Below are 23,076 nucleotides of genomic sequence, written 5' to 3' on the forward strand. Positions count from 1 at the left end.
TTTGGCGCCATACGTCAGGACAGGACCAACGAACTACCGTGCACCGCGCACCAAATCGCTCAAACTTTGTGCATTGCAGAACCTGCCCAAAAATTCGCTTGACGCGTCGGCTAATTTGGTCTGGATTGAACCAATAATCAATTGGTACGGACCATTTGCCAATGGACGAAGCCGCCGGAAACTCAAACCTTGCACTGGACAAGCTCCGGACGCTGCTGCGTTCGGACGGACTGGATGCGGATGGCAAGCTGCCGACGGAGCGTGCGCTTTCGCAAAGATTTGGCGTTAGCCGCCGGGCCGTGCGCCGTGCACTGGAGGTCCTGGAAGCCGAGGGGCTGATCTGGCGGCGTCAGGGTTCGGGCACCTTTGCAGGGCGACGACCCGATGGCTGGAGCGAGCATGTCGGTTCGATCGTCGCCGGGACCGACCTGATGGAAGTCATGGAAGTGCGTTTGCGCGTTGAGCCGCAGCTGGCCCAGCTTGCCGCCATGCGCGCCAAGGCCGCCGATATCGAGCGCATGTATGAGCTCGTCAAGAAGATCCACGACAGCACCGATGCCGACGGCCGCGAACTCTGGGACGGCGCACTGCACCGGCAGATCGCACAGTGCGCCGGCAACCAACTTTTCCTGGCGATCTTTGATGTCATCAACAGGGTGCGTCAGGACGAGGCCTGGCAGACGATCCGCGAGCGCGCCCGCAGCGTCAGCAAGACGCGCACGGTCACTTACGGCCAGCATACCGCAATCGTCGAGGCGATTGCTGCCCGCGACCCTGCCAAGGCGGGCGAAGCCATGCGCCAACATCTCTTGACGCTCCAGGAAAGCCTGATCCGCATTACCTCGCTAGACCACCACGAACCGAAGACCAAACAAGAACTCGCCTAAGCGAGCCCGACGCTGAAGGGCATGCACTGCCCCTCAATAAGCAAAGAACGACAGAGGAGAATGCCATGACGATCGCCAGATTCGTGACGACCCTTCTTTCGGGCGCGCTGATTGCGCTGCCCACTTTCGCTGCCGAACTAAAAATCGGTCTGCAGGATGATGCCGACGTGCTTGACCCGGCGCAGTCACGCACCTTCGTGGGCCGCATCGTCTACACGGCAATGTGCGACAAGCTGGTCGATGTTACACCCGACCTGAAAATCGTGCCGCAGCTTGCGACCGACTGGACGTGGTCTGGCGACGGTAAGCTGCTGACCATGAAGCTGCGCGAGGGTGTAAAATTCCATGACGACACGCCGCTTGATGCCGAAGCAGTCGTCGCCACGATTGAGCGCAACATGACGTTGCCTGAATCGCGCCGCAAGAGCGAGCTCGCCTCTGTAGAAAAAGTCGAAGCAGTCACACCCTATGAAGTGAAATTCACGCTGAAGAGCCCGGACGTCACCTTGCTTGCCCAGCTTTCAGATAGAGCCGGCATGATTGTCTCGCCAAAGGCGGCAAAGGAGCTCGGCGCGAATTTCGGCAGTCGGCCGGTCTGTGCCGGACCCTTCAAGTTCGTCGAACGCGTGCAGCAGGACCGCATCGTGCTCGAGAAGTTCAAGGATTACTGGAACAAGGACAATGTCTTCATCGACAAGGTCACCTATCTGCCGATCCCTGATACGACCGTGCGCCTTGCCAACCTTCGTTCTGGCGATCTCGACATGATCGAGCGACTGGCCGCCACTGACGCAGCTTCGGTCAAGGAGGATGCGAGCCTGACCTACGCGGACGTGGTCAATATCGGCTACATGGCGCTCTATGCGAACATCGCCAACGGCCCGCGCGCCGACAATCCGTTCGGCAAGGACAAGCGACTGCGGCAGGCCTTTTCGCTTGCGATCGACCGCGAGGCGCTGAACCAGATCGTCTACGAAGGCACTGCCGTGGGCGGCAATCAGCCGTTCCCGCCCAATAGCCCGTGGTTCGACAAGGACATTCCAGTGCCTGTCCGCGATCTCGACAAGGCAAAAGCGCTCCTGAAGGAAGCCGGCTTCGATCGTGTGCCCGTAGAAATGCAGATCCCAAACAACCCGGTCGCGGCGCAGATGATGCAGATCGTCCAGTCGATGGTCGCCGAGGCAGGGTTCGACGTCAGTCTGAAATCGACGGAGTTTGCGACCCTTCTGTCTGAGCAGACGGCGGGCAACTACCAGCTCAGCCGTTCCGACTGGTCCGGCCGCGTCGATCCCGACGGTAACATCCATCAGTTCATCACCTGCAAGGGCGGAATCAACGATACCAAATATTGCAACCCTGACGTCGACAAGCTGCTGAATGAGGCCCGGGCCTCGACCGACAATGCCGTGCGCAAGCAGAAATATGACGCCGCCGCAGGAATTCTCAACGAGGACCTGCCGATCATCTATCTCGGCCACCAGTCCTGGATCTGGGCGCTGCATAAAAACATTACCGGCTTCGTCCCCTCGCCGGACGGCATGATCCGCCTTGCCGGCGTGAAGAAAGCCGGCTGATCCAAACAGACCCACATGGCGGACCAGTATCCGCCATGCTCCCGGTGCCGTGTCAGGAGCTGCTCATGTACACCTACATTGCCAAGCGGCTTCTGGTCGCTATTCCGACGCTGCTGATCATCTCGATCTTCGTCTTCTCGCTGCAGAAGCTTTTGCCGGGCGACCCCATTCTCGCCATGGCAGGCGAGGAGCGGGATCCGCAGGTGATCGAATACCTGCGCGAAAAATACCGGCTGAACGAGCCAGTACCCTATCAGTACGTCTCATGGCTCGGCTCGGTTCTGAAGGGCGACCTTGGCATATCGCTGCGTACCAACCAGCCGGTTGTTGAACTTGTGGCGGAAAAGCTGCCGGTGACCATCCAGCTGGCGATCATGTCGATGATCTTCGCATTCGCCATCGGCGTGCCAATGGGGATTTTAGCAGCGGTCAAGAAGAATACGGGCTTCGACTACCTCGCAAATCTCATTGCACTTTCAGGTCTCTCGGTCCCGAATTTCTGGCTCGGCATCATGCTGATCCTGCTGGTCTCGGTGAAGCTCGGCTGGCTTCCCGCTTCCGGTTACGAACCCTTCTTCAGCAACCCGCTACGCTCGATTGAAACGATGTTGATGCCATCCTTTGTGCTTGGCAACGCACTGGCCGCCACGCTGATGCGTCACACCCGCTCCGCGATGTTGAACGTACTCAGCGCCGATTACGTCCGCACCGCCCGGGCCAAGGGACTTTCCGAGCGCGCCGTCGTGCTTGAACACAGCTTTCGCAACGCCGTCCTGCCGATCGTCACGCTGAGTGCACTGCTCTTCGGCGAATTGCTTGCAGGTGCGGTATTGACCGAACAGATCTTCACCATTCCAGGCTTTGGCAAACTCATCGTCGATGCCGTCTTCAACCGCGACTATGCGGTCGTCCAAGGTGTGGTGCTTTGCACGGCAATCGGCTTCATTCTGATGAACCTGTTAGCTGACATCGTCTATGTCCTTCTCAATCCGCGAATGAGGGCAGCCCTATGACCGCTCTCGACCAGATCGCCATTGCAACTGATCAGCGCTCACCAAGCCGGGCCTGGCGCAAGCTGAAGGCCAACAAAGGGGCGATCGCAGGACTCGGGATCATCGCCTTCTTCGCCATTGTCGCAACAGCAGCGCCGCTATTGCCGATCCCCGACCCCAACGCGACGAGCTGGTCTGCAATCCGCAAGGCGCCGTCAGCAGCCCACTGGCTCGGAACCGATGACATTGGCCGTGATATTCTCTCCCGCATGGTCTGGGGCGCACAGGCCTCGCTGATGGCGGGTGTCTTTTCGGTGGCGATTGCGGTTGTGATCGGCGTTCCGTTCGGCCTCATCTCCGGCTATTTCGGCGGGTGGACGGACCAGATCATCTCCCGCGTCACCGAAGCCTTCCTCGCCATGCCGTTTCTAATCACCGCGATCGCACTTGCGGCGTTCCTAGGCCCAAGCCTGACGAATGCGATGATCGCCATTGGTCTTTCGGCCATGCCGATTTTCGTCCGGCTGACCCGCGGCCAGGTGCTCGCCGTCAAGACGGAGGAATATGTTGAGGGCGCACGTTCCATCGGGCTTCGACACTTTAGCATCATCAGTCGCTATATCCTGCCGAATGTCTTTGCGCCGATTCTCGTGCAGGCGACACTGACGATTGCGACAGCGATCATCGCCGAAGCGAGCCTTTCCTTTTTGGGCCTCGGTCAGCAGCCGCCTGCCCCCAGCTGGGGCTCGATGCTCAACGTTGCCAAGAATTTCCTCTCCCAAGCGCCGTGGATGGCGATGTGGCCGGGTGCGGCAATCTTCCTCGTCGTGATTGGCTTTAACCTTCTCGGCGACGGGCTGCGCGATGCGCTCGACCCGCGCGAAGCATGAAAGGATTCTAAAATGACCGCGTTCACCACCCGCCCAGAGATTTTGGGCACCTTCGGCGTCGTCACGTCAACCCATTGGATCGCCTCCGCCGTTGGAATGAGCATGCTCGAAAAAGGCGGAAACGCGTTTGATGCAGCGGTCGCTACCGGCTTCGTGCTGCAGGTCCTCGAGCCGCATCTTTGCGGGCCGGGCGGCGACATGCCTGCGATCTTCTATTCAAAGAAGAAGGACAAGGTCGAAGTCATCTGTGCGCAGGGGCCGGCTCCAGCCGGCGCCACAATCGAGCACTATACGTCTGAAGGTCTGAGCCTAATCCCAGGCAACGGACTGCTTGCCAGCGTCATTCCCGGCTCTTTCGATGGGTGGATGCTGATGCTTCGAGACTATGGGCGCCTGACCCTCCGCGACATCCTTGAACCGGCAATTCATTATGCCGAGCACGGTCACCCTGTCCTTGAGCGCGTGTCTGCCACAATCTCCGGCCTTGCATCTTTCTTCGAGAAGGAGTGGCCGACCTCGCATGAGACCTGGCTGCCCGGCGGCTCGGTCCCGGCGCCGCACTCGAACTTCAAGAACCCGGTGCTTGCCAAAACCTGGAAGCGCGTCATCGCGGAGGCCGAAGCAAAAAAAGGCCGCGAGGCACAAGTCGAAGCTGCGCGCGATGCGTTCTATCGCGGTTTCGTTGCCGAAGCGATTGACAGATATGCCGGCTCGACGGAGGTGATGGATGCAAGCGGAAGTCGGCACAAGGGCGTCATCAGCGCGAACGACATGGCAAAATGGTCTGCTACGATCGAAGAGCCGCTTATCTATCAGTATCACGACTGGACGGTCGCAAAGATCGGCCCATGGGGCCAAGGCCCGGTGTTTTTGCAGGCGCTCTCGCTTCTGAAGGAGATCGACATCGCCGGAATGGACCCGGCGGGCGCCGAATTCGTCCATACGCTCACCGAGGCGATGAAACTCGCCTTTGCCGACCGTGAAATCTATTATGGCGACCCGAAATTCGCGGAAGTCCCGATCGAGCATCTGCTCTCCGATGCCTATGCGAACGCGCGCCGGAAGCTGATAACCTCCGAGGCATCGCTTGAATTGCGTCCCGGACGCATTCCCGGCTTCGAAGCTCAATACGAACTCACCATGGACATGCTTAACGTCGCCTCAAAGACAGGCGCCGTCTACGAGCCGACCATGGCGCATCTTTCCGAAAAGCGCGGCGACACCGTCCACATCGACGTGATCGACCGCGAGGGCAACATGGTTTCCGTCACGCCGTCAGGCGGTTGGCTGCAGTCCTCACCGATCGTGCCGGGCCTCGGCTTCTGCCTGAATTCGCGTGCGCAGATGTTCTGGCTGAAGCCCGGCCTGCCGACGTCGCTTGCGCCAGGCAAGCGTCCACGCACCACGCTGACGCCATCCTTAGCTCTCTACGAAGGCCGGCCCACACTCGCCTTCGGCACGCCCGGCGGCGACCAGCAAGAGCAATGGCAGCTCTCCTTCTTCATGCGCTATGTGCATCACACGATGAACCTGCAGGCCGCAATCGATCAGCCTCTCTTCCACACGTCGCATTTCCCGAGCTCTTTTTATCCACGTACCCGCGAGCCGGGCAGCCTGATGGCGGAGGCTAATTTCGGCACCGAGGTTCTCGATGCGCTGCGGCGGAAGGGCCACAATCTGACGGTCGCCGACCCATGGACCGTCGGCCGCCTCACCGCTGCGCGCCGCGATGCCGATGGCCTGATGCGGGCAGCCGCAACACCGCGCCTGATGCAGGCCTATGCTGTCGGGAGATAAGCCATGACCTGGTCGATCGTTGCCCGCGACCCTGAAGCCGGCCACTTGGGCATCGCCGTTGCCAGCCGCTTCTTCGCCGTGGGCAGCCTCGTCCCGCATATTCGCGGCCGCATCGGCGCGGTTGCGACGCAGGCTTTCGTCAGCCCGCTTTACGGCATCGACGGGCTCGCCGCGCTTGCGTCGGGACAGGCTCCAGCGGATATCCTGCGTGAACTGACCGCCCGCGACGAAGGCCGCGATCAGCGGCAGTTCCACTTGATCGACGCCACGGGCCGGAATGCAGCTTTTACGGGCGCACGATGTATCGACTGGGCAGGCCATCTTATTGGGGACGGCATATCCGTCGCCGGAAATATGCTGGGCGGACCGCAGGTGCTCGAAAAGACGCTCGCCGTCTATCGCAAGACTTCCCGGCTGCCGCTTGCCGAGCGGTTGCTCGAAGCCATGCAGGCCGGCGAAGATGCAGGCGGAGACAAGCGCGGCAGGCAATCGGCGTCGCTGCTCGTTTATCGCGATCAGGATTACGCCTGGCTCAATATCCGCGTCGACGACCATGCCGATCCGCTTGGCGAACTTCGCCGCCTCTATGCCGTCGCCCAGGAGCGCTATCTGCATGTCGCCGACACGATGGCGACGCGCCAAAACCCAAGCGGATTGATCGACCGCCGCGTGATCGACGAAAAGATCGCCACCCTTGAAGCCGCACGTACAGCCGAAGGCCGCCCTTCGGCCTCCTTTGCAACGCCGCTCAAGCGTTGAAACGCAAATGATAAAGCAGGGAACCGAAATGGGTGAAGCCGCAAAATCCGTGCTCTCGGTCAAAGACCTGACGACGTCGTTCCTCGTCGATGGCCAGTGGAAGCCGGTGGTCCGCAACATCGCCTTCGATGTGATGCCAGGTGAAACGGTGGCCATCGTAGGCGAAAGCGGCTCCGGCAAGAGCGTCACCTCGCTCTCGCTCATGCGACTGCTGGCCAGGAACCAGAGCCGCATCGACGGCAAGATCGTCCTGAACGGCAAGGATATCCTTGCACTTTCCGACAAGGAGATGCGGCGTGTGCGCGGCAATGACGCCGCGATGATCTTCCAGGAGCCGATGACGAGTCTCAATCCGATTTTCACGATCGGCCGGCAGATCTCCGAAGCACTCACGTGTCACGGCGACACGACCCGGTCCGAGGCGCGCGATGAAACGATCCGTCTTCTGGAAAAGGTCCGTATCCCGAATGCTTCCTCGCGTTTCGATGAATATCCTCACCAGTTTTCCGGCGGCATGCGCCAACGGGTGATGATCGCAATGGCGCTTGCCTCCAAGCCGAAACTTTTGATTGCCGACGAGCCGACGACGGCGCTCGACGTGACGATCCAAGGCCAGATTCTCGACCTCATCAAGATGCTGCAGGAGGAGGAAGGCATGGCCGTTCTCTTCATCACCCATGACATGGGCGTCGTCGCCGAAATTTCGGACCGGACAATCGTGATGTATCGCGGCGAGGCCGTCGAGACCGGCCCGACCAGTGATATCTTCCTCCGCGGCAAGCACCCTTATACGCGCGCGCTGCTTTCCGCCGTGCCGCGACTCGGTTCAATGGCCGGACAAAAATGGCCGCTCCGGTTTCCTGTTGTCGATACCGCGACTGGCGAGCGGAGCGAGCCGGTAGCGGTGGCAGATACGGTTGTCAGCAAGACGCCGGTCCTCGAGGTCAAGAACCTCACCACCCGCTTTGCTGTCCGCGGCGGGCTTTTCGGCGTAAAAACCGGCGCCATCCATGCAGTCGAGAATGTCTCCTTCGATCTCTTTCAGGGCGAGACCTTGTCGCTTGTCGGCGAATCCGGTTGTGGCAAATCGACCACAGGCCGCTCCATCACCCGCCTCGTCGAACCGAACGCGGGAAAGGTCATCCTTGACGGCTATGATGTGACAACCCTTGATCCATCGAACCTGCGCCGCATGCGGCGCAGCATCCAGATGATCTTTCAGGATCCGTTCGCCAGCCTCAATCCGCGGATGACTGTGGGGGCAGCGGTCGCAGAACCGATCATCGAGCACGGCCTTGCCAGCCGCTTCGAGGCGCGCAACAAGGCCGCCGACCTATTGGAACGTGTGGGCCTTTCAGCCGATATGATGGCGCGCTTTCCGCACGAGTTCTCCGGGGGCCAGCGTCAGCGCATCTGCATTGCCCGGGCGCTGGCGCTCGATCCGAAGGTGATCGTCGCCGATGAAAGCGTCTCGGCCCTCGACGTCTCGATCAAGGCGCAGGTCATCAATCTGATGCTGGACCTGCAGCAGAGCCTCAACCTCGCCTTCCTGTTCATCTCGCATGACATGGCCGTCGTCGAACGCGTCAGCCATCGTGTTGCGGTCATGTATCTCGGTGAGATCGTCGAGATCGGCCCGCGCGCTGCTATCTTCGGCAACCCGCAGCATCCTTATACGAAGATGCTGATGGCCGCCGTTCCCGTGCCCGATCCCGATCGCCGGCGCGAGAGACGCGGACTATCGACAGAGGAGCTGAAGAGTCCGGTCCGACCGCTCGATTATGTTGGACCAATGCACAGTTACCGCGAGATCGGCGCTGGCCATCTCGTCCGGCTGGAAGCTGCTGCGTGAGCACAGGTTGCGCGAGCGCTGCCAACAACTTGGTGCCAGGGTGTTCCCAGCAGTTGTTCTGCCCGTTTTGTGACATTTGCATCACCCGTGATGCACGTAATTGAAATGTCGGCCGTCACGACAATCAATCGTAGAGCTCGCCATGGCCAATCTGCTCTTTTGCCGCGCCACTTATCGAGGAATTGCCAGCCGGGTCAGGGTCCCTACGATGGGCGTCCTTGAGGAAATTTGCCGCCTCCGCAAATGCGACGGTGATTTCTTCAGTGCCCCATCCGGCTTCATTGGCGCTTGCAATCAGCTGCTCTAGGGCCTGGCGCGCGGCATCACTTGCTTCTTTGAAGCGTTGAGAAGGGACTTCGGTCATCGGCGATGGGAAGGTCATTTGATACATCCTTCAATCGATCATGGATCTCGGAGATCAACGCGGCGGTACCGAAATGGATGCAGCCGTGCGCATCTTTTCTTAGCCATCGCCATTGTGCGGCTTCATGTAACGTCGTTGCGCAGCTTTCGAAAAGACGTCCTATGGCAGTATGGTAACCATCCGCAATCGAAGAATCGGGAGCATTTCCGCCTATCTGGGAAGTACCCGCGAGCGCAGCGTATGGTCAAAGCCGCCGGGTAGCGAACCCAGTCCGGATGTCGGAAGTGTTAAGGAACAATATCAACTGCCGTTCGCAACCAATTAAGATATCGGATCCTTTTGACGACAGTCGATTGCTGATTTACCTCTTATGACGTCGGCTTTGTCATGGCCAACCTCGACAGGCCTCTCGTGTTTAGCCCATTCATGCCCCTCAGGGATCTTTCAACCCAAATTGACGCACGTTCCATCACCGGCAGATCTGCATGACCTCTACCAACGACTTTATCGCCGAAATCATCCGCGCCGCCAACAGGGTCGAAAGGCTGGGCAATTCCGAAAAGCGCCGACTGCTTCGGCGCGCGGTTGCGACGATCAGCAGCCTACGCGAGCGTACCGGGATACCGAGCAGCAATACGAGCCACGATGCTGTTTTCGACTTGCAAGCGATCGAAGTGACCGTCGAGCGACGCAAGCCCGGTGAAATCAAGAAAGCACTTCTTATGGCCGCCGACATGATCCGGACGCTGCATATCGTGCTGGATTCGGGAACACAGATTACCACCAAGGGACCGGAGTAAGCCGCCGCGAATCGCGTCCGCGGGCGAGGCTGGAGGCAGAACAGATACCGCACCGCTTCAGATCGGAGGCGAAAATCAGAGCTTGATCTCCAAAGGATGAGGGTCGCCACCGCGCGCAGGTACTGGGATCCCCACCAGCGTGCTCGATTTCATTGCGTCAGGCCGCAGCAAGAGTCCTACTCCAGGGCGATCCGGCAGAGAGGAATATACGCTCCTTGGCCGCGTGGCACGATCAATAGACTCTTCGGCAATCGTCCAAGCTCCAAGCGCATTCCCGGCCGAGCGCGAACTGTCGTCCATCACTTGCGACGAGCAGGCATTCCAAGACGACCGCTTTAGAAGGGTCAGGATGGGTTTGCCGAGGAAGGCTCGCGCGCCATGAATGGACTGTTGCAGCAAGCCGCGAATAAACCTTCGAGGGTAGTGGCGGCAACGGCCGTCGAGAGTGATCCGCGAGCGTTAAAGCATGGCGGATGGTTGAGCCGCCTAGGCGTTCGCAATATTGCGGTCGTTGCTTGATCCGGCGAAACTGGGCATATCACTCTCAATCAGCATCCCTGCCCTCTTGACGAAGCGTTGGAAATTCTGACGCGCTGCGCTCAAAGGAAATCTTCCGCAAGCGGCCTCCCGGCACGCCCTCTGTAACGTCTCATAGGAAATATCGCGCTTGTATTCCGGCCATTCGTAAAAAAATCAAAAACTTCATAGAGGTTCGTAATCTCTTCAATGAAATGCTTGCGCTGAACGTAAACAGGAAGGTCAAACTGAAAACTTGCCATTTTTACCTGTCTTGGGCGTGTCGACGTGCAGAATTTAGGAGGTGATTTTGACGTGTTCAAGACCGCCAGTACGGCTGCCGCGGACGATGAAAAACCAGAGGCCGAGCCTCCCATACCTCATTCGCTCCAGGTTTTCAGGTCATGCCCAAGCCATCGCGTCGGCAGGCTCCAATCTGCGGCGATCGTCGAACGAGACTATCGCCACCTTTGGTCAATCTGCAGAAGAGAGGTTCGCAACTATCGCAAGTCCGCGCTCGTATTTTGACGTTTCGCTTCCGGTTTGCCGCGCTTGGTCAAGATTGTCCTCGAGATCCGCCTGCTTCACGGGCCGGGCCAGCCGGTTGGCGATCGCCCGCCGCACGAAGACCTCCTCCTCCTCGCCTTGCCTTTTCGTCAACGCATCGACCGCGGCGAGGACGGCTTGGGAAAAGCCCTCTTCCTTCAGTCGATCGAGCGTCCATCCCCAGGCCTTTTCAGGCACATCGTGAAGGTAGGCGACTACTTTCTCTTCGTCGCCGGATACTGCGTCTGCGACCCTTCGGCAATGATCAAAGTAGGGATTTCCAAGTTTGTCCTGCTGGCCGTCGTGGGCTTCGGTTGCGACTTGAATGGCATGCTGGAGATGCTGTTCAGATTGCATCTAATTTCTCCTATCGGCGCGATTTGGCCTCGAGGCGAGCGACGATTAAGGGGATCGCGACTGTCGCAATTGCACTCACAGGAAGGCGTCTCAGCAACCGCGCTCCGATAGCGGTCGCGGCCATGGCGCCTGCAAGCTTCGCCCATGGGTATGTTCCGAGTTGGTCATGAGCGCTGGCGTCGGCCCATTCGAGGTTGGATCTGGCGACGATCACCGCCCGCTGCTTGACGAGCGACAGCCTTGAGCGGAGGTTTTCGATCTCGTCCCGTACCTGATCAAGGTCGTCTCTAACCCGCTGGAAAGGACGTGCTTCCGGCGGGCCGCTATCGGGCGCTGAATAGGTTTCGGCCTCAAGCGCGGCGAGATGAGCCTGCAGTTCGACGTCGGTGTCGAGGCCTTCTAAGGGGGTTGTGTCGCGCTTAGGCATGTTGCTTCTCCAATTCGATTTTGCGTCACCGCACAGCGCGCCTTGCACTGCGAACACGCCGGGCGCCCCTTACGTGCCTCTTGACCGGATTGTCCCGTGATCGCTCGTGCGCTCAACTCCTGCCGGAAAGGATGGTTCCTGAGCTGATTGTCGTTTTGACGGCGATACGCCTCGACACTCTTGACGGACTGGCTCAAGGCAGGTTCACAACCAAGCCGCTAGATTTTGAGCGGGTGTGGCTTTCTGGTGATTGCTCATTGCCCGGCGGCCGCTATCGTCATCAAAAAACGGGGGTAACCATGGCAAAAACGGACTGGCCGAAGGAGCCGCTGACAAGCGAAACCATGAAGATGCTCGATCGCATTCTTCGCGAATGGTGCGCCGAGCAAGATTGCGAGTCATCGAGTGACGCCGCCATGGTGCAGGCGAAAGCCCTCATTGACTGGTTTGAATTTGGCGTGAGGGATGAGGCGGAGCTCTCGAGACTGCTTCGCGACGAACTTACGACGAAGCAATCATAGGAACTCTGAGCGTCTTTGGAAGTTGTGTTGAGATACAGCCAAGGAGACATGAAACGCATTCCTGTCGCCCGCATCGCCACGGCAAACACCTAGGCGGTACAAAACGGCAGGGCAATCGCGACCTGAGCGCCTGGCCGCACGCCAGTCCAGGTTCGACCATTATCTCCATGGCTCAAGACCTTAACACGCAACCTGTGGGAGATTGCCATGCCAAACTATCCAGCCCCGCCCTTCGACACCCCAAAGCAGCCAATGCCCGGTTCGACGAACGCCATGTCGCCGTTGCCTGATCATGGCGAACATACTTACCGTGGCTCCGGTCGCCTCATGGATAAGAAGGCGATCATCACCGGCGGCGACAGCGGCATCGGCCGCGCTGTCGCCATCGCTTACGCCCGAGAGGGTGCCGATGTTCTCATCGCCTATCTGGACGAGGATGATGACGCCAATGAAACGAAAAAATGGGTCGAAAAGGCCGGTCGCAAAGCCATCCTCTTGCGAGGCGACATTCAAAACCCCGAGCATTGCCGCCACATCATCGACACGGCAAGGGCAGAGCTCGGCGGCATCGATATTCTCGTCAACAACGCCGCTCATCAAGCAAGCTTTAGCGACATCGGAGACATAAGTGACCAGGAATGGGAGTTGACATTCAAGGTCAACATCCACGCGATGTTCTACCTTTCCAAAGCGGCTGTTGCGCATATGAAACCAGGTAGCGCGATCATCAACACCGCCTCGATCAACGCGGACAGTCCAAGCCCGCACCTGCTTGCCTATGCCACAACAAAAGGCGCCATCCAGAACTTCACCGCCGGTCTTGCCCAAATGCTTGCCGACAAGGGTATCCGGGCAAATGCGGTGGCACCCGGGCCAATCTGGACGCCACTGATCCCATCTACCCTGCCGGAGGACGCAGTTCGGAACTTCGGAAAACAGGTTCCGATGCAGCGCCCGGGCCAGCCGGCCGAACTGGCGACGACCTATGTGATGTTAGCCGATCCCCTGTCGAGCTATGTCTCAGGCGCGACAATTGCCGTTACAGGCGGCAAACCGATCATCTGATCGCAAGCGCCGGGACCATGCGGACCGGTAAAGCAAGTTGAAGCGCGCCAGCGAGCTATTGCCGGCCGCTTCTGACGTGACGTTTAAATTCCATGCTGCTGACTTTGGAACCTTGGACTTGGCCAAGGGTTAGACCGTCAGGAATGATCTATAGCGATGGCAGCCAGCAAGCCTGCCTCAACCCCGCATAGACAAACGGAGGACTAAGATGGGCATGAATTCACCTAAGAATGGTCCACCAGGAACCACCGATCAGTCGCCACGTTGGGAAGGCCCCAAGGGCAATACTCCAAGGGGTTATCTCCCGCCGAAAGACGATCCGGACAACGATCGGGACGCACTTGGTGAAAACAACCGTGATCCAGAGAGAAAAAATCTTTCCGATGCCTTCAAGACAAAAGGAGGAAGCTGACATGGGTGGAAGCCCCAAGAAAGATGCGGCCGGCCAGTTCGCGAAGTCTCGTGCAAACAGAAAGGCGTCCGGCGTCCACAGCGCCAAGCCGACCGTCATAACGGGTTCGGAGGACGCTACGGTTCATAAAAATCCTCCAGGCAAGCATAAGCCGGAAAAAGACTGGGATCTGAACTACGATCCGGCTGAGATGAATGAGGGTCAATCGCACTAAGTGTTGTCATCACCGGCGCAGAAGACGGCACTGCGTTTTACTCCGATGTCCGCTGGTCCGAGTTGGGTTTCCAGATGCCTGAATCGATCGTTCCCTGGTATATCGACGCTGTCATCTATGGCGTAGATGTCGAGAAGTTCGCCGACGGAAATGGCGATGGCATAGGCGATTTCGTGGGCCTGACGGAAAAGCTGCCATATCTCAATGCGCTCGGCATAACGTGTATCTGGCTGTTGCCCTTCTACGGCAGTCCGGACCGAGACAATGGCTATGACGTCAGCGACTTCTACGCCATCAATCCGAAGGTCGGAACGCGAAGAGACTTCCTGAAATTTCTTCACAGGGCCGGCGAGCAAGGTATGCGAGTGATCATAGACCTCGTCGTCAATCACACATCAAGCGAACATCCCTGGTTTGAGGCCGCGCGACGCGACCATCAGACGCGCTACCGCGAGTACTACGTGTGGAGTACCGATCCGCCGCCGATTGAAGTCGGCGCCACTTCGATCTTCCCCGGCGAGGAGTCGAAGCTGTGGACGTATGACGAGCTCGCAGGTGCCTATTATTTTCACAAGTTCTATCACTTCCAGCCCGAACTCAACATCGCCAACCCCCAGGTTCGCGAGGAGATCGAACGCGTGGTCGACTACTGGCTCGCATTTGGCATCAGCGGATTCCGCTTGGATGCAGCGCCGCTCATCATCGGCGACAACGGGCTGGAAAGGGCCAATCCTCGCGATCCTCACGGTGTATTGCGCGATCTGGGTGGGTATCTGCAAAAGAGGCGGCCAGGTGGCGTTCTCCTCGGGGAAGTCAATCTCGATCCAACTGAGATGAGCCTCTATTTCGGCGAGGGCGACCAGTTGGGACTGCTCTTCAATTTCATGCTGTCTTGCTACATTTTTGCCGCGATGGCGAAAAAGGAGGCGGCGCCCATTTACGAGGCGCTTAGCTTGCTGCCTGAGCCGCCTGTTCTTTGTGGCTGGGCAAACTTCTTGCGCAATCTCGACGACCTGGATTTTTCGCGCGTTCCGCCGGAATTGAAGGACGTCGTCTTCAAGACCTTCGCTCCCGACGAAAACATGCAGGTTTTCGGCCGCGGTATCCGACGCCGACTGGCGCCGATGCTGGACGGCGACCAGCGGCGAATTGAACTTGCTTTCAGCATCATTCTCTCCCTGCGCGGGCCGCCACTATTCGTCTACGGCGATGAGATTGGAATGGGCGAGGATCTGTCCCAAGAGGGGCGCAATGCCATCCGTGCACCGATGCAATGGTCTCCGGAACGAAACGGCGGATTTGCGAACGCAAAGGCCGAAACGATCTGTCAACCGCCAATTTCACAAGGCCCGTTTTCCTACAAGCATGTGAATGTCGAAAGCCAGCAGAAGGATCCAAACTCGCTGTTGAGCTGCATCAAGCGGCTGATCACCTATCGTCGTCAGAACCCGATTTTCTCCCAGGGCCGATTTGTGCGACTGACCGCAGACCATCCGGCGATCCTGGCATACGGTTTTGAAGATGCCGGCTCCGTCCTGCTGGTGGTGCACAATCTTGCCGAGCAATCGGTCGCCGTCGAGGTATCTCTCGATGCCGTCCACTGCGAGCGCCTGCAAGACATGGCGAGCGGAGACATTCACGAAGCATCGACCAAGCTGAATATCAAGATTGCGCCATATGGCTATCGATGGCTCGCTTCGAAGAAGGAGGCTGGCTGATGCATATAGGGTATCATGCGTCCCATGAGCAATTCACACCCTCGGACTTGCTACACTATGTGCAGCGTGCCGAGGCCGCCGGTTTCCAGAGCATTATGTCTTCTGATCATTTCGCCCCGTGGAGTGAACGCCAGGGCCAGTCGGGTTTCGTCTGGTCATGGCTTGGAGCGGCAATGCAGGCAACCCATCTGCCGTTTGGGCTCATCACGGTTCCTTCTGGTTGGCGTTATCATCCGGCGATCACCGCGCAAGCGGCCGCGACCGTATGCGAGCTCTTTCCGGGGAGGCTGACATGGATGGCTGTTGGCAGCGGCGAGGCTCTGAACGAGCACATTGTCGGCGGCGACTGGCCGTCCAAGGCGGAACGCAATGCCAGGCTCCTTGCCGGCGTCGAGATCATGAAGGAGCTTTGGGCAGGACAGACGGTCAGTCGTCTGAAGCCGATCAAGGTTGACGAGGCGAGACTTTACACGCTCCCGACGGAACCACCGATGATCGTTGCCGGTGCGCTTTCAGCAAAAACAGCCGAGTGGGCCGGCCGTTGGGCAGACGCATTAATTACGGTCAATCAACCCCGCGAACGACTTGCAGAGATCATAGACGCCTTCAGACTCGGCGGCGGGAATGGAAAGCCTCTTTACCTTCAGGCTCATGTTTCCTACGCAAAAAGTCAGTTCGAGGCACGGGCGAATGCTTACGAGCAGTGGCGCAGCAACGCGGTGACAGCGGCGATGGCAGAGGACCTCCGTCTCACCGGGGATTTCGACGAAGCCTGTCGGCACGTTCGTCCTGAAGACATGGATCAGCATGTCCGCATTTCGGCCGATCCTGCAGATCATATCGCATGGTTGAGTGATGATGCGCGCATGGGCTTCGAAAAGGTATTCTTGCACAATGTCGGGCGCAACCAAGCGAAGTTCATCGATGTCTTTGCCAAAGACGTCTTACCAGCGTTCAGAACTTAAGGCGCGAAGTGCCGCCTCAATGCCGGATCCCGCTTCTCAGAAGAAGCGCGACGATCGCCACGCCGAATTGTTCGCCCAGCGCTGCCTCGATCTACCCTGCGGCGTCGATTTAAGATTATCAGCCACAAATTGATGCGAGGGTCCCCGTTCCGTCTCCGGCACTACGCAGCAAACATCGCCGTCTGTTCGCGGCGCAGCAGATCGATGGTGCGGCCCCCCGGCAGCGCCACATCGGCATAGGTAAGGACCTGATCCTTCGCCACGGCCTTTTTCAAGACGCATCCCTCGGCGACCCCCATGGGCAGCAAATCCCGAGCGCCGGCTTCAGCGACGCGCTCGCACTGGCCATAGCTCATGTAGCCGCCCAAACCGTCGATCGTTTCGCCAGCATTAAGATCGCGCTTTGCAGTCGCCACAACCTCGACCCTCGGGCCCTCCAGTGGTTGAAGCACGGGATCGCGTAAAAGGACAACCCGAGCCACTGAGAGGGGTACTTCGAAATGGCAAAGATGGTAAGGTGTGTAAAAGCTATAAAGCGGGCCGGTTCCGAGCTTGTAGAGGTTCAGGTAATGCTGCTGCTTCGGATCGTCGTGTGAGGCGAGAATAAAGACACCCGGACCTGGTGTTGCCCCCACAACATAGTCGACGGCCCCACCGACGGCCTTCAGCGCCTCAATGTCATACGCGTTGACGAGTTCATCGACATGGCCACGATGCTCGACACCTGTCATGCCGCGCTTCAAAATGGACATGCCAGTGCCGTTAGCGACGATAGCTTGCTCAAAGCTAATCTTCGTGCCATCGGCGAAGCTGGTGACCATATGCGGGTCCTGCCCCCATTTTGCCGCGAATTCGGCCTGCGTTGTCGGTGTGCGATAGGGATCCTGTAGGCCTTTGATATTTCCGCACATCAGCGGCGTAAGGCCGATGGATTTGACGAAGCGCCACAAGTTCATCTGTACCCCGGGCTGGTCTCCATCGCAGGCCGTGAGGATTACCCCTGCCGCGTCGGCTTTTTTCTTGAGAAGCGGACCAACCGTGCCGTCCAGTTCGGCATTCATGGTCACCATGTCGCGACCATGCGCGATTGCACCTAAGGTGATGTTGGCGCCATATTCGATCGCACCCGTCGCATCAATCAAGCAATCCAGATCACCCGACTCATATAGCAACGCCGGATTGTCAGTGACAGCCGGCGTGCCTTCGGAAATCAAGTCCGAGAGTTTGCGGCTGTCGCAGGCGTAGGATGCCTCATGGCCAGCAGCGCGGTAGGCTAACATAGCCTTCTCCACGTTTCGGTTGCAGATCACGCAAAGGATCATTCCCGGCACGGAGTTGGAGATCTGGTTGACGATGCCCTTTGCCATAAAGCCCGCGCCGTACATCCCGACCCTAATGGGACGGCCATCCTCTTCCCGTTTCTTCAGGAGCGTGTCAATCACCATCAGAACCTCCTGCTCCTAGATGCCGCGTAGGCTTTCCACGCCATGAAAATCCTCATCGAAGTCTGGCCATTTCGCGTCTTTCTCCGAAATTACGATCCCTTCAACCGGCCAGGTGATGCCGAACTTCGGATCATTCCAACGCACACCGCGCTCCGACTTTGGATCATAGAATTCGCTGGCAAGATACAAGGTCTCGGTGTTGGGCCTTAGTGTCACAAACCCGTGGGCAAATCCACGGGGCACATAAAATGCCAGCCGGTTCTCACCCGTTAACTCAACCGCGTGCCAACCGAGGTACGTCGCCGAATCGGGCCGCAGATCGACGATACAGTCCCACAGTGCTCCGGAGATGCACCGGATGATCTTAACTTCTGGCGACGGCGGGAGTTGATAGTGCAGGCCACGCAGGGTGCCCGCTTCGGCATTGAACGAGTTATTGACTTGTACGAAGCGGCCTTCCATGCCGGCATCGGCCATTTCTCGCTCGCAGAAGACGCGCTGAAACCATCCTCGTTCGTCCCCGCGCGGTTCCGGCTCGATAACGTATGCACCATCCAAAGGTGTTCCGTGAAACTTCATGCCGCTAGCCTCTTATCCCTCTGTATGGAGCAATGACACTCTGAGCGCCTTTCAAAGGCCCGCAAAGATTGATTTTAATCATATACCCTCACGCTGCTCCAGAATTTAGTGTTCCATTAACCATGATACTTAAAGTCAAAACCCAACAAAGCGCGCGCCTCGTACAAATATAAATGTCGCTGCAGCTGGCAAGGTTAAAAGAACGTCGACCGATTTTTGCGCGAAGCAACGGATTCAGGTGTAAACGCTGTCTTAAAGGTGCATTACTCAACATCGATACTTACCAGTATCGATAAAACGATATCATTTATTCCATCATGCTTTATGCTACCTTCCGCCATTGCGTAATGTCAACTCTTAAGACTTAATCGTTTGCAAGAAATAATGTCGCCCGATAAACGCTGAGACTGAAGATGCCTGACCTCGTCATCTTGGCGTTGCTGACGTCGCTCTCGCCGGAACTGAACCCAGTTGAAAACAGAGTTTGTGGCGACCGCAGCTTTATGGACGACACGACGACATCGTCACCCATGGCTACGCTTCCTCCAATAGGCCGCCGCGACAGGTCCGTGAAGGGTCGTGTCCGTCGGACGCCGCCCCAGCTTCACTTGGCACCTGTCGCCAGGCAGATGCATACGAGAGAAACGCTCTGTTAACCAGTGCCGCGGAAAGCGCAGGGTGACCGGGTGAATTGCAGACCGTATATGCTGCGGCAGGTGCTGCAATCATGAAACGATCCATTTGGGACACTCACTCTTGAAGAGCCGGCGACTGGAATGGTGCGGACAGTCAACCGAGGGCCTTCCCTCCGATCGAAGTCGCGGCCGCGCTCGGCCTGTCGCTGATTGCTTACGTTTAAATCGAAAAATCGTTGGGCAGGGTGGCCAATCGGCGATTTCAGTCCAGGCGTCGCGCCCCTGGCAACATCAAACACCTGACGAAATGGCGCAAGGCTTGGCCGAGAAGACCGCGGCCGCGCATCTGGCACAGACTTCAATTGACGCGGGTTACGAGCGGGAAATAGCGTTCAACAACGCGAGCGCTGCCAAAATTCGACAGGTGACCGGAATCGAAGTAGAGCATCCTGCCATCGTCAATGTAAGGGCACTCGCCGGCTGCGCAGTCCATCGCAATCGGATCAACGAAATCGGCGCCTCCCGCAGCAGTACGCAGCCGCTGGTTAAAATCGTGATCGATCACGGTTGACCAAGAGGCCGCTTGTTGGCCGGCGGCTGCCTTCTTAAACGCAATGACGTCGACATTGGTTACAAACATTGGCGATTGCCCGATCACTATAACCCGGACACCCTCCGCCTGCAGCTGTCTGACAGTGCCTTCGAGCATATCCAGGCCCCGGCGTTGCAAATCAACCCATCGGCCCGAGAGCACGACCGTCTTAACGCCAAGCGAGCGGATGATCTCTAGTGCCTTCTGATTGAACGCCTGGCAGTTCGGTCTTGCGTAGGAGTAGTAAGCAAGGACCGGAGGGCATCCGGCAAATGTATACTCATAGACGCGGCCATGAATGGACGCAGCATTCGCGATGATCCCGGGGGCGTAGTGGGCGGCATAAGAATCCCCCCACAGAAGCGCAACATCACCCATGTTTGTGGTCAAAGCGCAATCTTCAGGGCGCCATTTTTTAAAGCCGTCGTCGTCTTCGAAAAAGCAGATGCCATTCCGCCACGTCTGGCCGGCCTGCACTGTCGTATCCGCGCTCGCTACAACCGCAGAAACGTCAAGCTTGCGCGCTTCGACCTTGGCTTCATAGCCGGGAAAACGCTGGGGGAAGCCATGAGCGGTGATGCCCGCGTAACCAAACAGCGAGACGATCGACATGCTGGCAAGCGCCGAGCCGATGAGGGCGCGCCGAGGCCAACTTACGGTCTGCAGACGGAACGGCGTTTCGACAAAGCGCCAGGAGCAAATGGCAAGCAGAAGACTGGCGGCGATAATGCCCATGGCGTGGAGCCCGTTGGGCTCCTCCAGGGTCACGTATCGGACGAAGACGGTAATTGGCCAGTGCGCCAGATAGAGCGAATAGGAAATCTTGCCGATGAACACGAAGGGCGCGCTCGCAAGAATTTTGCCGACCACCGAACGGGTCGGGCCGCCTGTATAAATGATGAGAGCTGCGCCCGCGCATGGCAAAACGGCGGCGAGCCCCGGAAATGGCGTCGCTTCAGTATAGGCAAATACTGAAAAGAGGATCAAGATCGCGGCACCAATCGCAACGACGTTGTTTGTCCCGTAGGACAGCGTGCTTTGTCCTCCCCAAAGCGCCAGCAAGCTTCCAATCAAGAGCTCCCAGCTTCGTGTCGGCAAGAGGAAGAAGTTCGCAGTCGGTGCGACGTCGATCGCATAGATGCTAAGCGCCAGAGACAGACTTAAGGCGAGTGCGAATGCCGCAAACCGCACGCGGAAGTTCACTTTGTAGAGCAGCCACATGGCGATCGGCATGAAGATGTAGAACTGCTCTTCAACTGCAAGCGACCAGGTATGCAGCAAAGGGCGTAAAAGCGCGCTGTTTTCGAAATAACCTGAGAACTTCCAGAAATAGATATTTGAGGTGAATGTCCCGACGGCAACCAGGCTTCGGGCGAAGTCTTCGAAGAATGGTGGTAGGAAAAGCATGTAAGCGGCGATCGCCGTCAGTAAAATATAGAAAACCAGTGCCGGAATGATTCTACGAAAACGCCGCTCGTAGAATGTCAGTATGGAAAATCGATCATTCTTGAGATCGTCGTTCAGAATTCTTGTAATGAGGAAGCCCGAAATAACGAAAAAAATGTCGACGCCGACGAAGCCGCCAGAAAATCCAGCGACGCCGGCGTGGAAAAACAGCACCGGCAATACTGCTATCGTCCGTAATCCGTCAATCTCCGGCCGATACTTCATGAATATCCTAGTTTGTGAAAGGACTTTCAGGTTATTTAGTCATGGGTAATCAGCTTAGATGCCGAAGTCAATAGAACAGTTAAGCCGGCGAAACTTCCTTATCTGCGCTGTGTAACATAGTTTCTTTTTGGTTCATCAGCTTCCTTGATAGCTGTTTGTGTTTTACATCGATGGCTTACTTCACCACCCGAAGCGGCCGGCGCCTCACCGGAATTTGTTGGCGATCCGCCCTGCAGCTTTCCTGAAACGGCTGAAGGATGAAGAATGGTATCGGTCATCCGTCGTGATCCGCAGGCGATGGAATGTGTTGCATGCATTGACCAAGGCGGCGCTGTGCCATTGAATTTGACGGCAATGCGCAGACAGCGCCTCCCCTAACGTCGGCCGCGCAAATCGGCACGGCAGGGCAGCGGCCAGCACCACCCAAAGAGCCGGGCTGTCAGATAAAATTAAAGCTTGCCTCGGCGATCTTCAGCACCGTCAGGTGGCCAGTGGCCGTTGCCGCCGTGTCGATGGCTACCCGCTGCGGTCCGAAGGTCGGCTGCAGGACAGGTGTATGCCCGTGGATCACGAAGAGCGGCCGACGCGGGCCTTCGCTTAAGAATGGCTCGCGGATCCACATGAGGTCCATATCCGTTTGTTTTGACATATCGACGCCAGGCTTTATGCCGGCGTGCACGAAGAGTAACTTGCCGATCTGAAGCGAGACCGGCATCATTTCGATCATGGCGATGTGCTCTTCTGGGACGAGTTCCGCGACGAGACCTTGAAGACCGCGAACCCCCTTCGTCTTGATGACATGCGCAACGTCGATACCGTAAGAAGCAAGCGTCTCGGTCCCGGCGAAGTCAAGCCAATCGCCAATGATGGAAGGCTTGCGGAACATGCGGGCAAACTCGTCGTCGTGATTGCCCGAAAGCGCGACCTGCATAAAGCCGACAGGCGGCCCTGCTGCAAGCATGTCGAGAACCTTGCTGCTGGCGGGACCGCGATCCACGTAGTCGCCGAGAAAAACGAGGAGCTTGCGGCCAAGATAGGCCCGAGCGTCATCGACTATGCGTCGTTGTGCTTCTGCCAGTTCATCGGCACAACCGTGTATATCGCTGACAGCATAGATCGCATCGAAGTCGTTGTCGGACCACGAGAGCCTTTGCCTGCCGATTGACTGCGGGTTTATATTGCGGCGCCAACGCATCGGGAAGTGAAACATTGATCCACCGAAAATGACAACGACTCAAATCTCCCTACAGGAAATGTCTTAACTGAAGCTCAAAGAGGAAGGCTCTCGAATCCCGTTATGGTCCATCTCGATGGGATCTGGTTACAATTGCATGCTGAACCAGCGCAACGCCCCGGTCTCCAAGTAGCAAGTGCACAAAAATACACCAGATTAAAGCTGATTTTAACTCATCATTAATTCTTATTTACATGTTGTTTCTTTAATGATAACTCTTGAACAGTAGCAGTGGAGTATAGTGTACTTGCGTGTATCTAATGC

General features: G+C 57.7%; 22 protein-coding genes and 1 pseudogene. 14 read left to right on the plus strand and 9 right to left on the minus strand.

The window, feature by feature from the left end:
• Positions 1–155 precede the first annotated feature (155 nt).
• The 7 genes from RGR602_RS29645 (at position 156) to RGR602_RS29675 (ending at position 8,751) form a co-directional block, all read left to right on the plus strand.
• The gene (locus RGR602_RS29645) at positions 156–887 is read left to right on the plus strand and encodes a FadR/GntR family transcriptional regulator (protein WP_040115576.1); all 732 of its coding nucleotides are present in this window, start codon (positions 156–158) and stop codon (positions 885–887) included.
• A gap of 65 nt (positions 888–952) precedes the next feature.
• Positions 953–2,461, plus strand: a complete 1,509-nt coding sequence (locus RGR602_RS29650; protein WP_040115577.1) for an ABC transporter substrate-binding protein — start codon at positions 953–955, stop codon at positions 2,459–2,461.
• Between the two features lie 65 nt (positions 2,462–2,526).
• A complete protein-coding gene (locus RGR602_RS29655; protein WP_040115578.1) occupies positions 2,527–3,474 on the plus strand; it encodes an ABC transporter permease in 948 nt (315 codons plus the stop codon).
• Positions 3,471–4,343 carry an ABC transporter permease gene (locus tag RGR602_RS29660; RefSeq protein ID WP_040115579.1) on the plus strand — a complete coding sequence of 291 codons (873 nt, stop codon included), beginning with the start codon at positions 3,471–3,473 and terminating at the stop codon, positions 4,341–4,343. The genes RGR602_RS29655 and RGR602_RS29660 overlap by 4 nt, the downstream gene beginning before the upstream one ends.
• Positions 4,344–4,355: 12 nt before the next feature.
• Entirely contained in the window at positions 4,356–6,140 is a 1,785-nt protein-coding gene (locus tag RGR602_RS29665; protein WP_040115580.1) for a gamma-glutamyltransferase family protein, read from the plus strand.
• Positions 6,141–6,143: 3 nt separating this feature from the next.
• Positions 6,144–6,899 carry a DUF1028 domain-containing protein gene (locus tag RGR602_RS29670; protein ID WP_040115581.1) on the plus strand — a complete coding sequence of 252 codons (756 nt, stop codon included), beginning with the start codon at positions 6,144–6,146 and terminating at the stop codon, positions 6,897–6,899.
• 28 nt (positions 6,900–6,927) lie between these two features.
• Positions 6,928–8,751 carry an ABC transporter ATP-binding protein gene (locus RGR602_RS29675; protein ID WP_040116587.1) on the plus strand — a complete coding sequence of 608 codons (1,824 nt, stop codon included), beginning with the start codon at positions 6,928–6,930 and terminating at the stop codon, positions 8,749–8,751.
• 124 nt (positions 8,752–8,875) lie between these two features.
• Here the strand turns inward: RGR602_RS29675 and RGR602_RS29680 are convergent, their stop codons facing one another.
• Positions 8,876–9,133, minus strand: coding sequence for a hypothetical protein (locus RGR602_RS29680; RefSeq protein WP_040116588.1), 258 nt, complete (start codon positions 9,131–9,133; stop codon positions 8,876–8,878).
• Positions 9,134–9,600: 467 nt separating this feature from the next.
• Between RGR602_RS29680 and RGR602_RS29685 the strand changes: the two genes are divergently transcribed.
• Positions 9,601–9,915, plus strand: coding sequence for a hypothetical protein (locus RGR602_RS29685; RefSeq protein WP_040115582.1), 315 nt, complete (start codon positions 9,601–9,603; stop codon positions 9,913–9,915).
• Between the two features lie 486 nt (positions 9,916–10,401).
• Here RGR602_RS29685 and RGR602_RS39945 read toward each other — a convergent pair.
• The 3 genes and pseudogenes from RGR602_RS39945 to RGR602_RS29695 form a co-directional block, all read right to left on the minus strand.
• Positions 10,402–10,694 (minus strand): annotated as a pseudogene (locus tag RGR602_RS39945) (DUF982 domain-containing protein).
• A gap of 211 nt (positions 10,695–10,905) precedes the next feature.
• Positions 10,906–11,334 carry an HD domain-containing protein gene (locus RGR602_RS29690; protein WP_040115583.1) on the minus strand — a complete coding sequence of 143 codons (429 nt, stop codon included), beginning with the start codon at positions 11,332–11,334 and terminating at the stop codon, positions 10,906–10,908.
• Between the two features lie 10 nt (positions 11,335–11,344).
• Positions 11,345–11,761 carry a hypothetical protein gene (locus RGR602_RS29695; RefSeq protein ID WP_040115584.1) on the minus strand — a complete coding sequence of 139 codons (417 nt, stop codon included), beginning with the start codon at positions 11,759–11,761 and terminating at the stop codon, positions 11,345–11,347.
• A 131-nt stretch (positions 11,762–11,892) separates the two neighbouring features.
• Between RGR602_RS29695 and RGR602_RS38965 the strand changes: the two genes are divergently transcribed.
• From RGR602_RS38965 to RGR602_RS29720, 6 genes are all read left to right on the plus strand, one after another.
• Positions 11,893–12,282: a hypothetical protein gene (locus RGR602_RS38965; protein ID WP_223844083.1), complete on the plus strand. Its 390-nt coding sequence runs from the start codon at positions 11,893–11,895 to the stop codon at positions 12,280–12,282.
• 207 nt (positions 12,283–12,489) lie between these two features.
• Positions 12,490–13,347, plus strand: a complete 858-nt coding sequence (locus RGR602_RS29705; protein ID WP_040115585.1) for an SDR family oxidoreductase — start codon at positions 12,490–12,492, stop codon at positions 13,345–13,347.
• A gap of 208 nt (positions 13,348–13,555) precedes the next feature.
• Positions 13,556–13,759 (plus strand): hypothetical protein, encoded by a 204-nt coding sequence (locus RGR602_RS38970; protein WP_082046724.1) that lies wholly within the window; start codon positions 13,556–13,558, stop codon positions 13,757–13,759.
• Position 13,760: 1 nt separating this feature from the next.
• Positions 13,761–13,973: a hypothetical protein gene (locus RGR602_RS29710; protein ID WP_040116590.1), complete on the plus strand. Its 213-nt coding sequence runs from the start codon at positions 13,761–13,763 to the stop codon at positions 13,971–13,973.
• A gap of 74 nt (positions 13,974–14,047) precedes the next feature.
• The gene (locus RGR602_RS29715) at positions 14,048–15,691 is read left to right on the plus strand and encodes an alpha-amylase family protein (RefSeq protein ID WP_040115586.1); all 1,644 of its coding nucleotides are present in this window, start codon (positions 14,048–14,050) and stop codon (positions 15,689–15,691) included.
• Complete coding sequence (locus tag RGR602_RS29720) at positions 15,688–16,656, plus strand: TIGR03885 family FMN-dependent LLM class oxidoreductase (RefSeq protein WP_203226246.1); 969 nt, start codon at positions 15,688–15,690, stop codon at positions 16,654–16,656. Before RGR602_RS29715 ends, RGR602_RS29720 begins: the two co-directional genes overlap by 4 nt.
• A gap of 161 nt (positions 16,657–16,817) precedes the next feature.
• Here RGR602_RS29720 and RGR602_RS29725 read toward each other — a convergent pair whose 3' ends face one another.
• The 5 genes from RGR602_RS29725 to RGR602_RS29740 all read right to left on the minus strand — a co-directional run bounded on the left by RGR602_RS29725 (position 16,818) and on the right by RGR602_RS29740 (position 22,788).
• The gene (locus RGR602_RS29725; protein WP_040115587.1) at positions 16,818–18,101 is read right to left on the minus strand and encodes an NAD(P)H-dependent oxidoreductase; all 1,284 of its coding nucleotides are present in this window, start codon (positions 18,099–18,101) and stop codon (positions 16,818–16,820) included.
• A 15-nt stretch (positions 18,102–18,116) separates the two neighbouring features.
• Positions 18,117–18,680: a dTDP-4-dehydrorhamnose 3,5-epimerase gene (gene rfbC, locus RGR602_RS29730; RefSeq protein WP_040115588.1), complete on the minus strand. Its 564-nt coding sequence runs from the start codon at positions 18,678–18,680 to the stop codon at positions 18,117–18,119.
• A 993-nt stretch (positions 18,681–19,673) separates the two neighbouring features.
• On the minus strand, positions 19,674–21,578 hold the full coding sequence (locus tag RGR602_RS29735; RefSeq protein WP_040115589.1) for an acyltransferase family protein: 1,905 nt from the start codon (positions 21,576–21,578) through the stop codon (positions 19,674–19,676).
• Between the two features lie 98 nt (positions 21,579–21,676).
• Positions 21,677–21,856 carry a hypothetical protein gene (locus RGR602_RS37780; RefSeq protein ID WP_170251328.1) on the minus strand — a complete coding sequence of 60 codons (180 nt, stop codon included), beginning with the start codon at positions 21,854–21,856 and terminating at the stop codon, positions 21,677–21,679.
• Between the two features lie 161 nt (positions 21,857–22,017).
• Positions 22,018–22,788 carry a metallophosphoesterase family protein gene (locus tag RGR602_RS29740; RefSeq protein WP_040115590.1) on the minus strand — a complete coding sequence of 257 codons (771 nt, stop codon included), beginning with the start codon at positions 22,786–22,788 and terminating at the stop codon, positions 22,018–22,020.
• Positions 22,789–23,076: the final 288 nt, after the last annotated feature.

It is taken from the genome of Rhizobium gallicum bv. gallicum R602sp (genome assembly GCF_000816845.1).
Lineage (GTDB): Bacteria > Pseudomonadota > Alphaproteobacteria > Rhizobiales > Rhizobiaceae > Rhizobium > Rhizobium gallicum.

Coding starts and splice junctions, on each gene's coding strand:
- RGR602_RS29650 (WP_040115577.1), top strand. CDS start 953: ATGACGATCGCCAGATTCGTGACGACCCTTCTTTCGGGCGCGCTGATT.
- RGR602_RS29655 (WP_040115578.1), top strand. CDS start 2,527: ATGTACACCTACATTGCCAAGCGGCTTCTGGTCGCTATTCCGACGCTG.
- RGR602_RS29660 (WP_040115579.1), top strand. CDS start 3,471: ATGACCGCTCTCGACCAGATCGCCATTGCAACTGATCAGCGCTCACCA.
- RGR602_RS29665 (WP_040115580.1), top strand. CDS start 4,356: ATGACCGCGTTCACCACCCGCCCAGAGATTTTGGGCACCTTCGGCGTC.
- RGR602_RS29670 (WP_040115581.1), top strand. CDS start 6,144: ATGACCTGGTCGATCGTTGCCCGCGACCCTGAAGCCGGCCACTTGGGC.
- RGR602_RS29675 (WP_040116587.1), top strand. CDS start 6,928: ATGGGTGAAGCCGCAAAATCCGTGCTCTCGGTCAAAGACCTGACGACG.
- RGR602_RS29680 (WP_040116588.1), bottom strand. CDS start 9,133: ATGACCTTCCCATCGCCGATGACCGAAGTCCCTTCTCAACGCTTCAAA.
- RGR602_RS29685 (WP_040115582.1), top strand. CDS start 9,601: ATGACCTCTACCAACGACTTTATCGCCGAAATCATCCGCGCCGCCAAC.
- RGR602_RS29690 (WP_040115583.1), bottom strand. CDS start 11,334: ATGCAATCTGAACAGCATCTCCAGCATGCCATTCAAGTCGCAACCGAA.
- RGR602_RS29695 (WP_040115584.1), bottom strand. CDS start 11,761: ATGCCTAAGCGCGACACAACCCCCTTAGAAGGCCTCGACACCGACGTC.
- RGR602_RS38965 (WP_223844083.1), top strand. CDS start 11,893: ATGGTTCCTGAGCTGATTGTCGTTTTGACGGCGATACGCCTCGACACT.
- RGR602_RS29705 (WP_040115585.1), top strand. CDS start 12,490: ATGCCAAACTATCCAGCCCCGCCCTTCGACACCCCAAAGCAGCCAATG.
- RGR602_RS38970 (WP_082046724.1), top strand. CDS start 13,556: ATGGGCATGAATTCACCTAAGAATGGTCCACCAGGAACCACCGATCAG.
- RGR602_RS29710 (WP_040116590.1), top strand. CDS start 13,761: ATGGGTGGAAGCCCCAAGAAAGATGCGGCCGGCCAGTTCGCGAAGTCT.
- RGR602_RS29715 (WP_040115586.1), top strand. CDS start 14,048: ATGCCTGAATCGATCGTTCCCTGGTATATCGACGCTGTCATCTATGGC.
- RGR602_RS29725 (WP_040115587.1), bottom strand. CDS start 18,101: ATGGTGATTGACACGCTCCTGAAGAAACGGGAAGAGGATGGCCGTCCC.
- rfbC (WP_040115588.1), bottom strand. CDS start 18,680: ATGAAGTTTCACGGAACACCTTTGGATGGTGCATACGTTATCGAGCCG.
- RGR602_RS29735 (WP_040115589.1), bottom strand. CDS start 21,578: ATGAAGTATCGGCCGGAGATTGACGGATTACGGACGATAGCAGTATTG.
- RGR602_RS37780 (WP_170251328.1), bottom strand. CDS start 21,856: ATGACCGATACCATTCTTCATCCTTCAGCCGTTTCAGGAAAGCTGCAG.
- RGR602_RS29740 (WP_040115590.1), bottom strand. CDS start 22,788: ATGTTTCACTTCCCGATGCGTTGGCGCCGCAATATAAACCCGCAGTCA.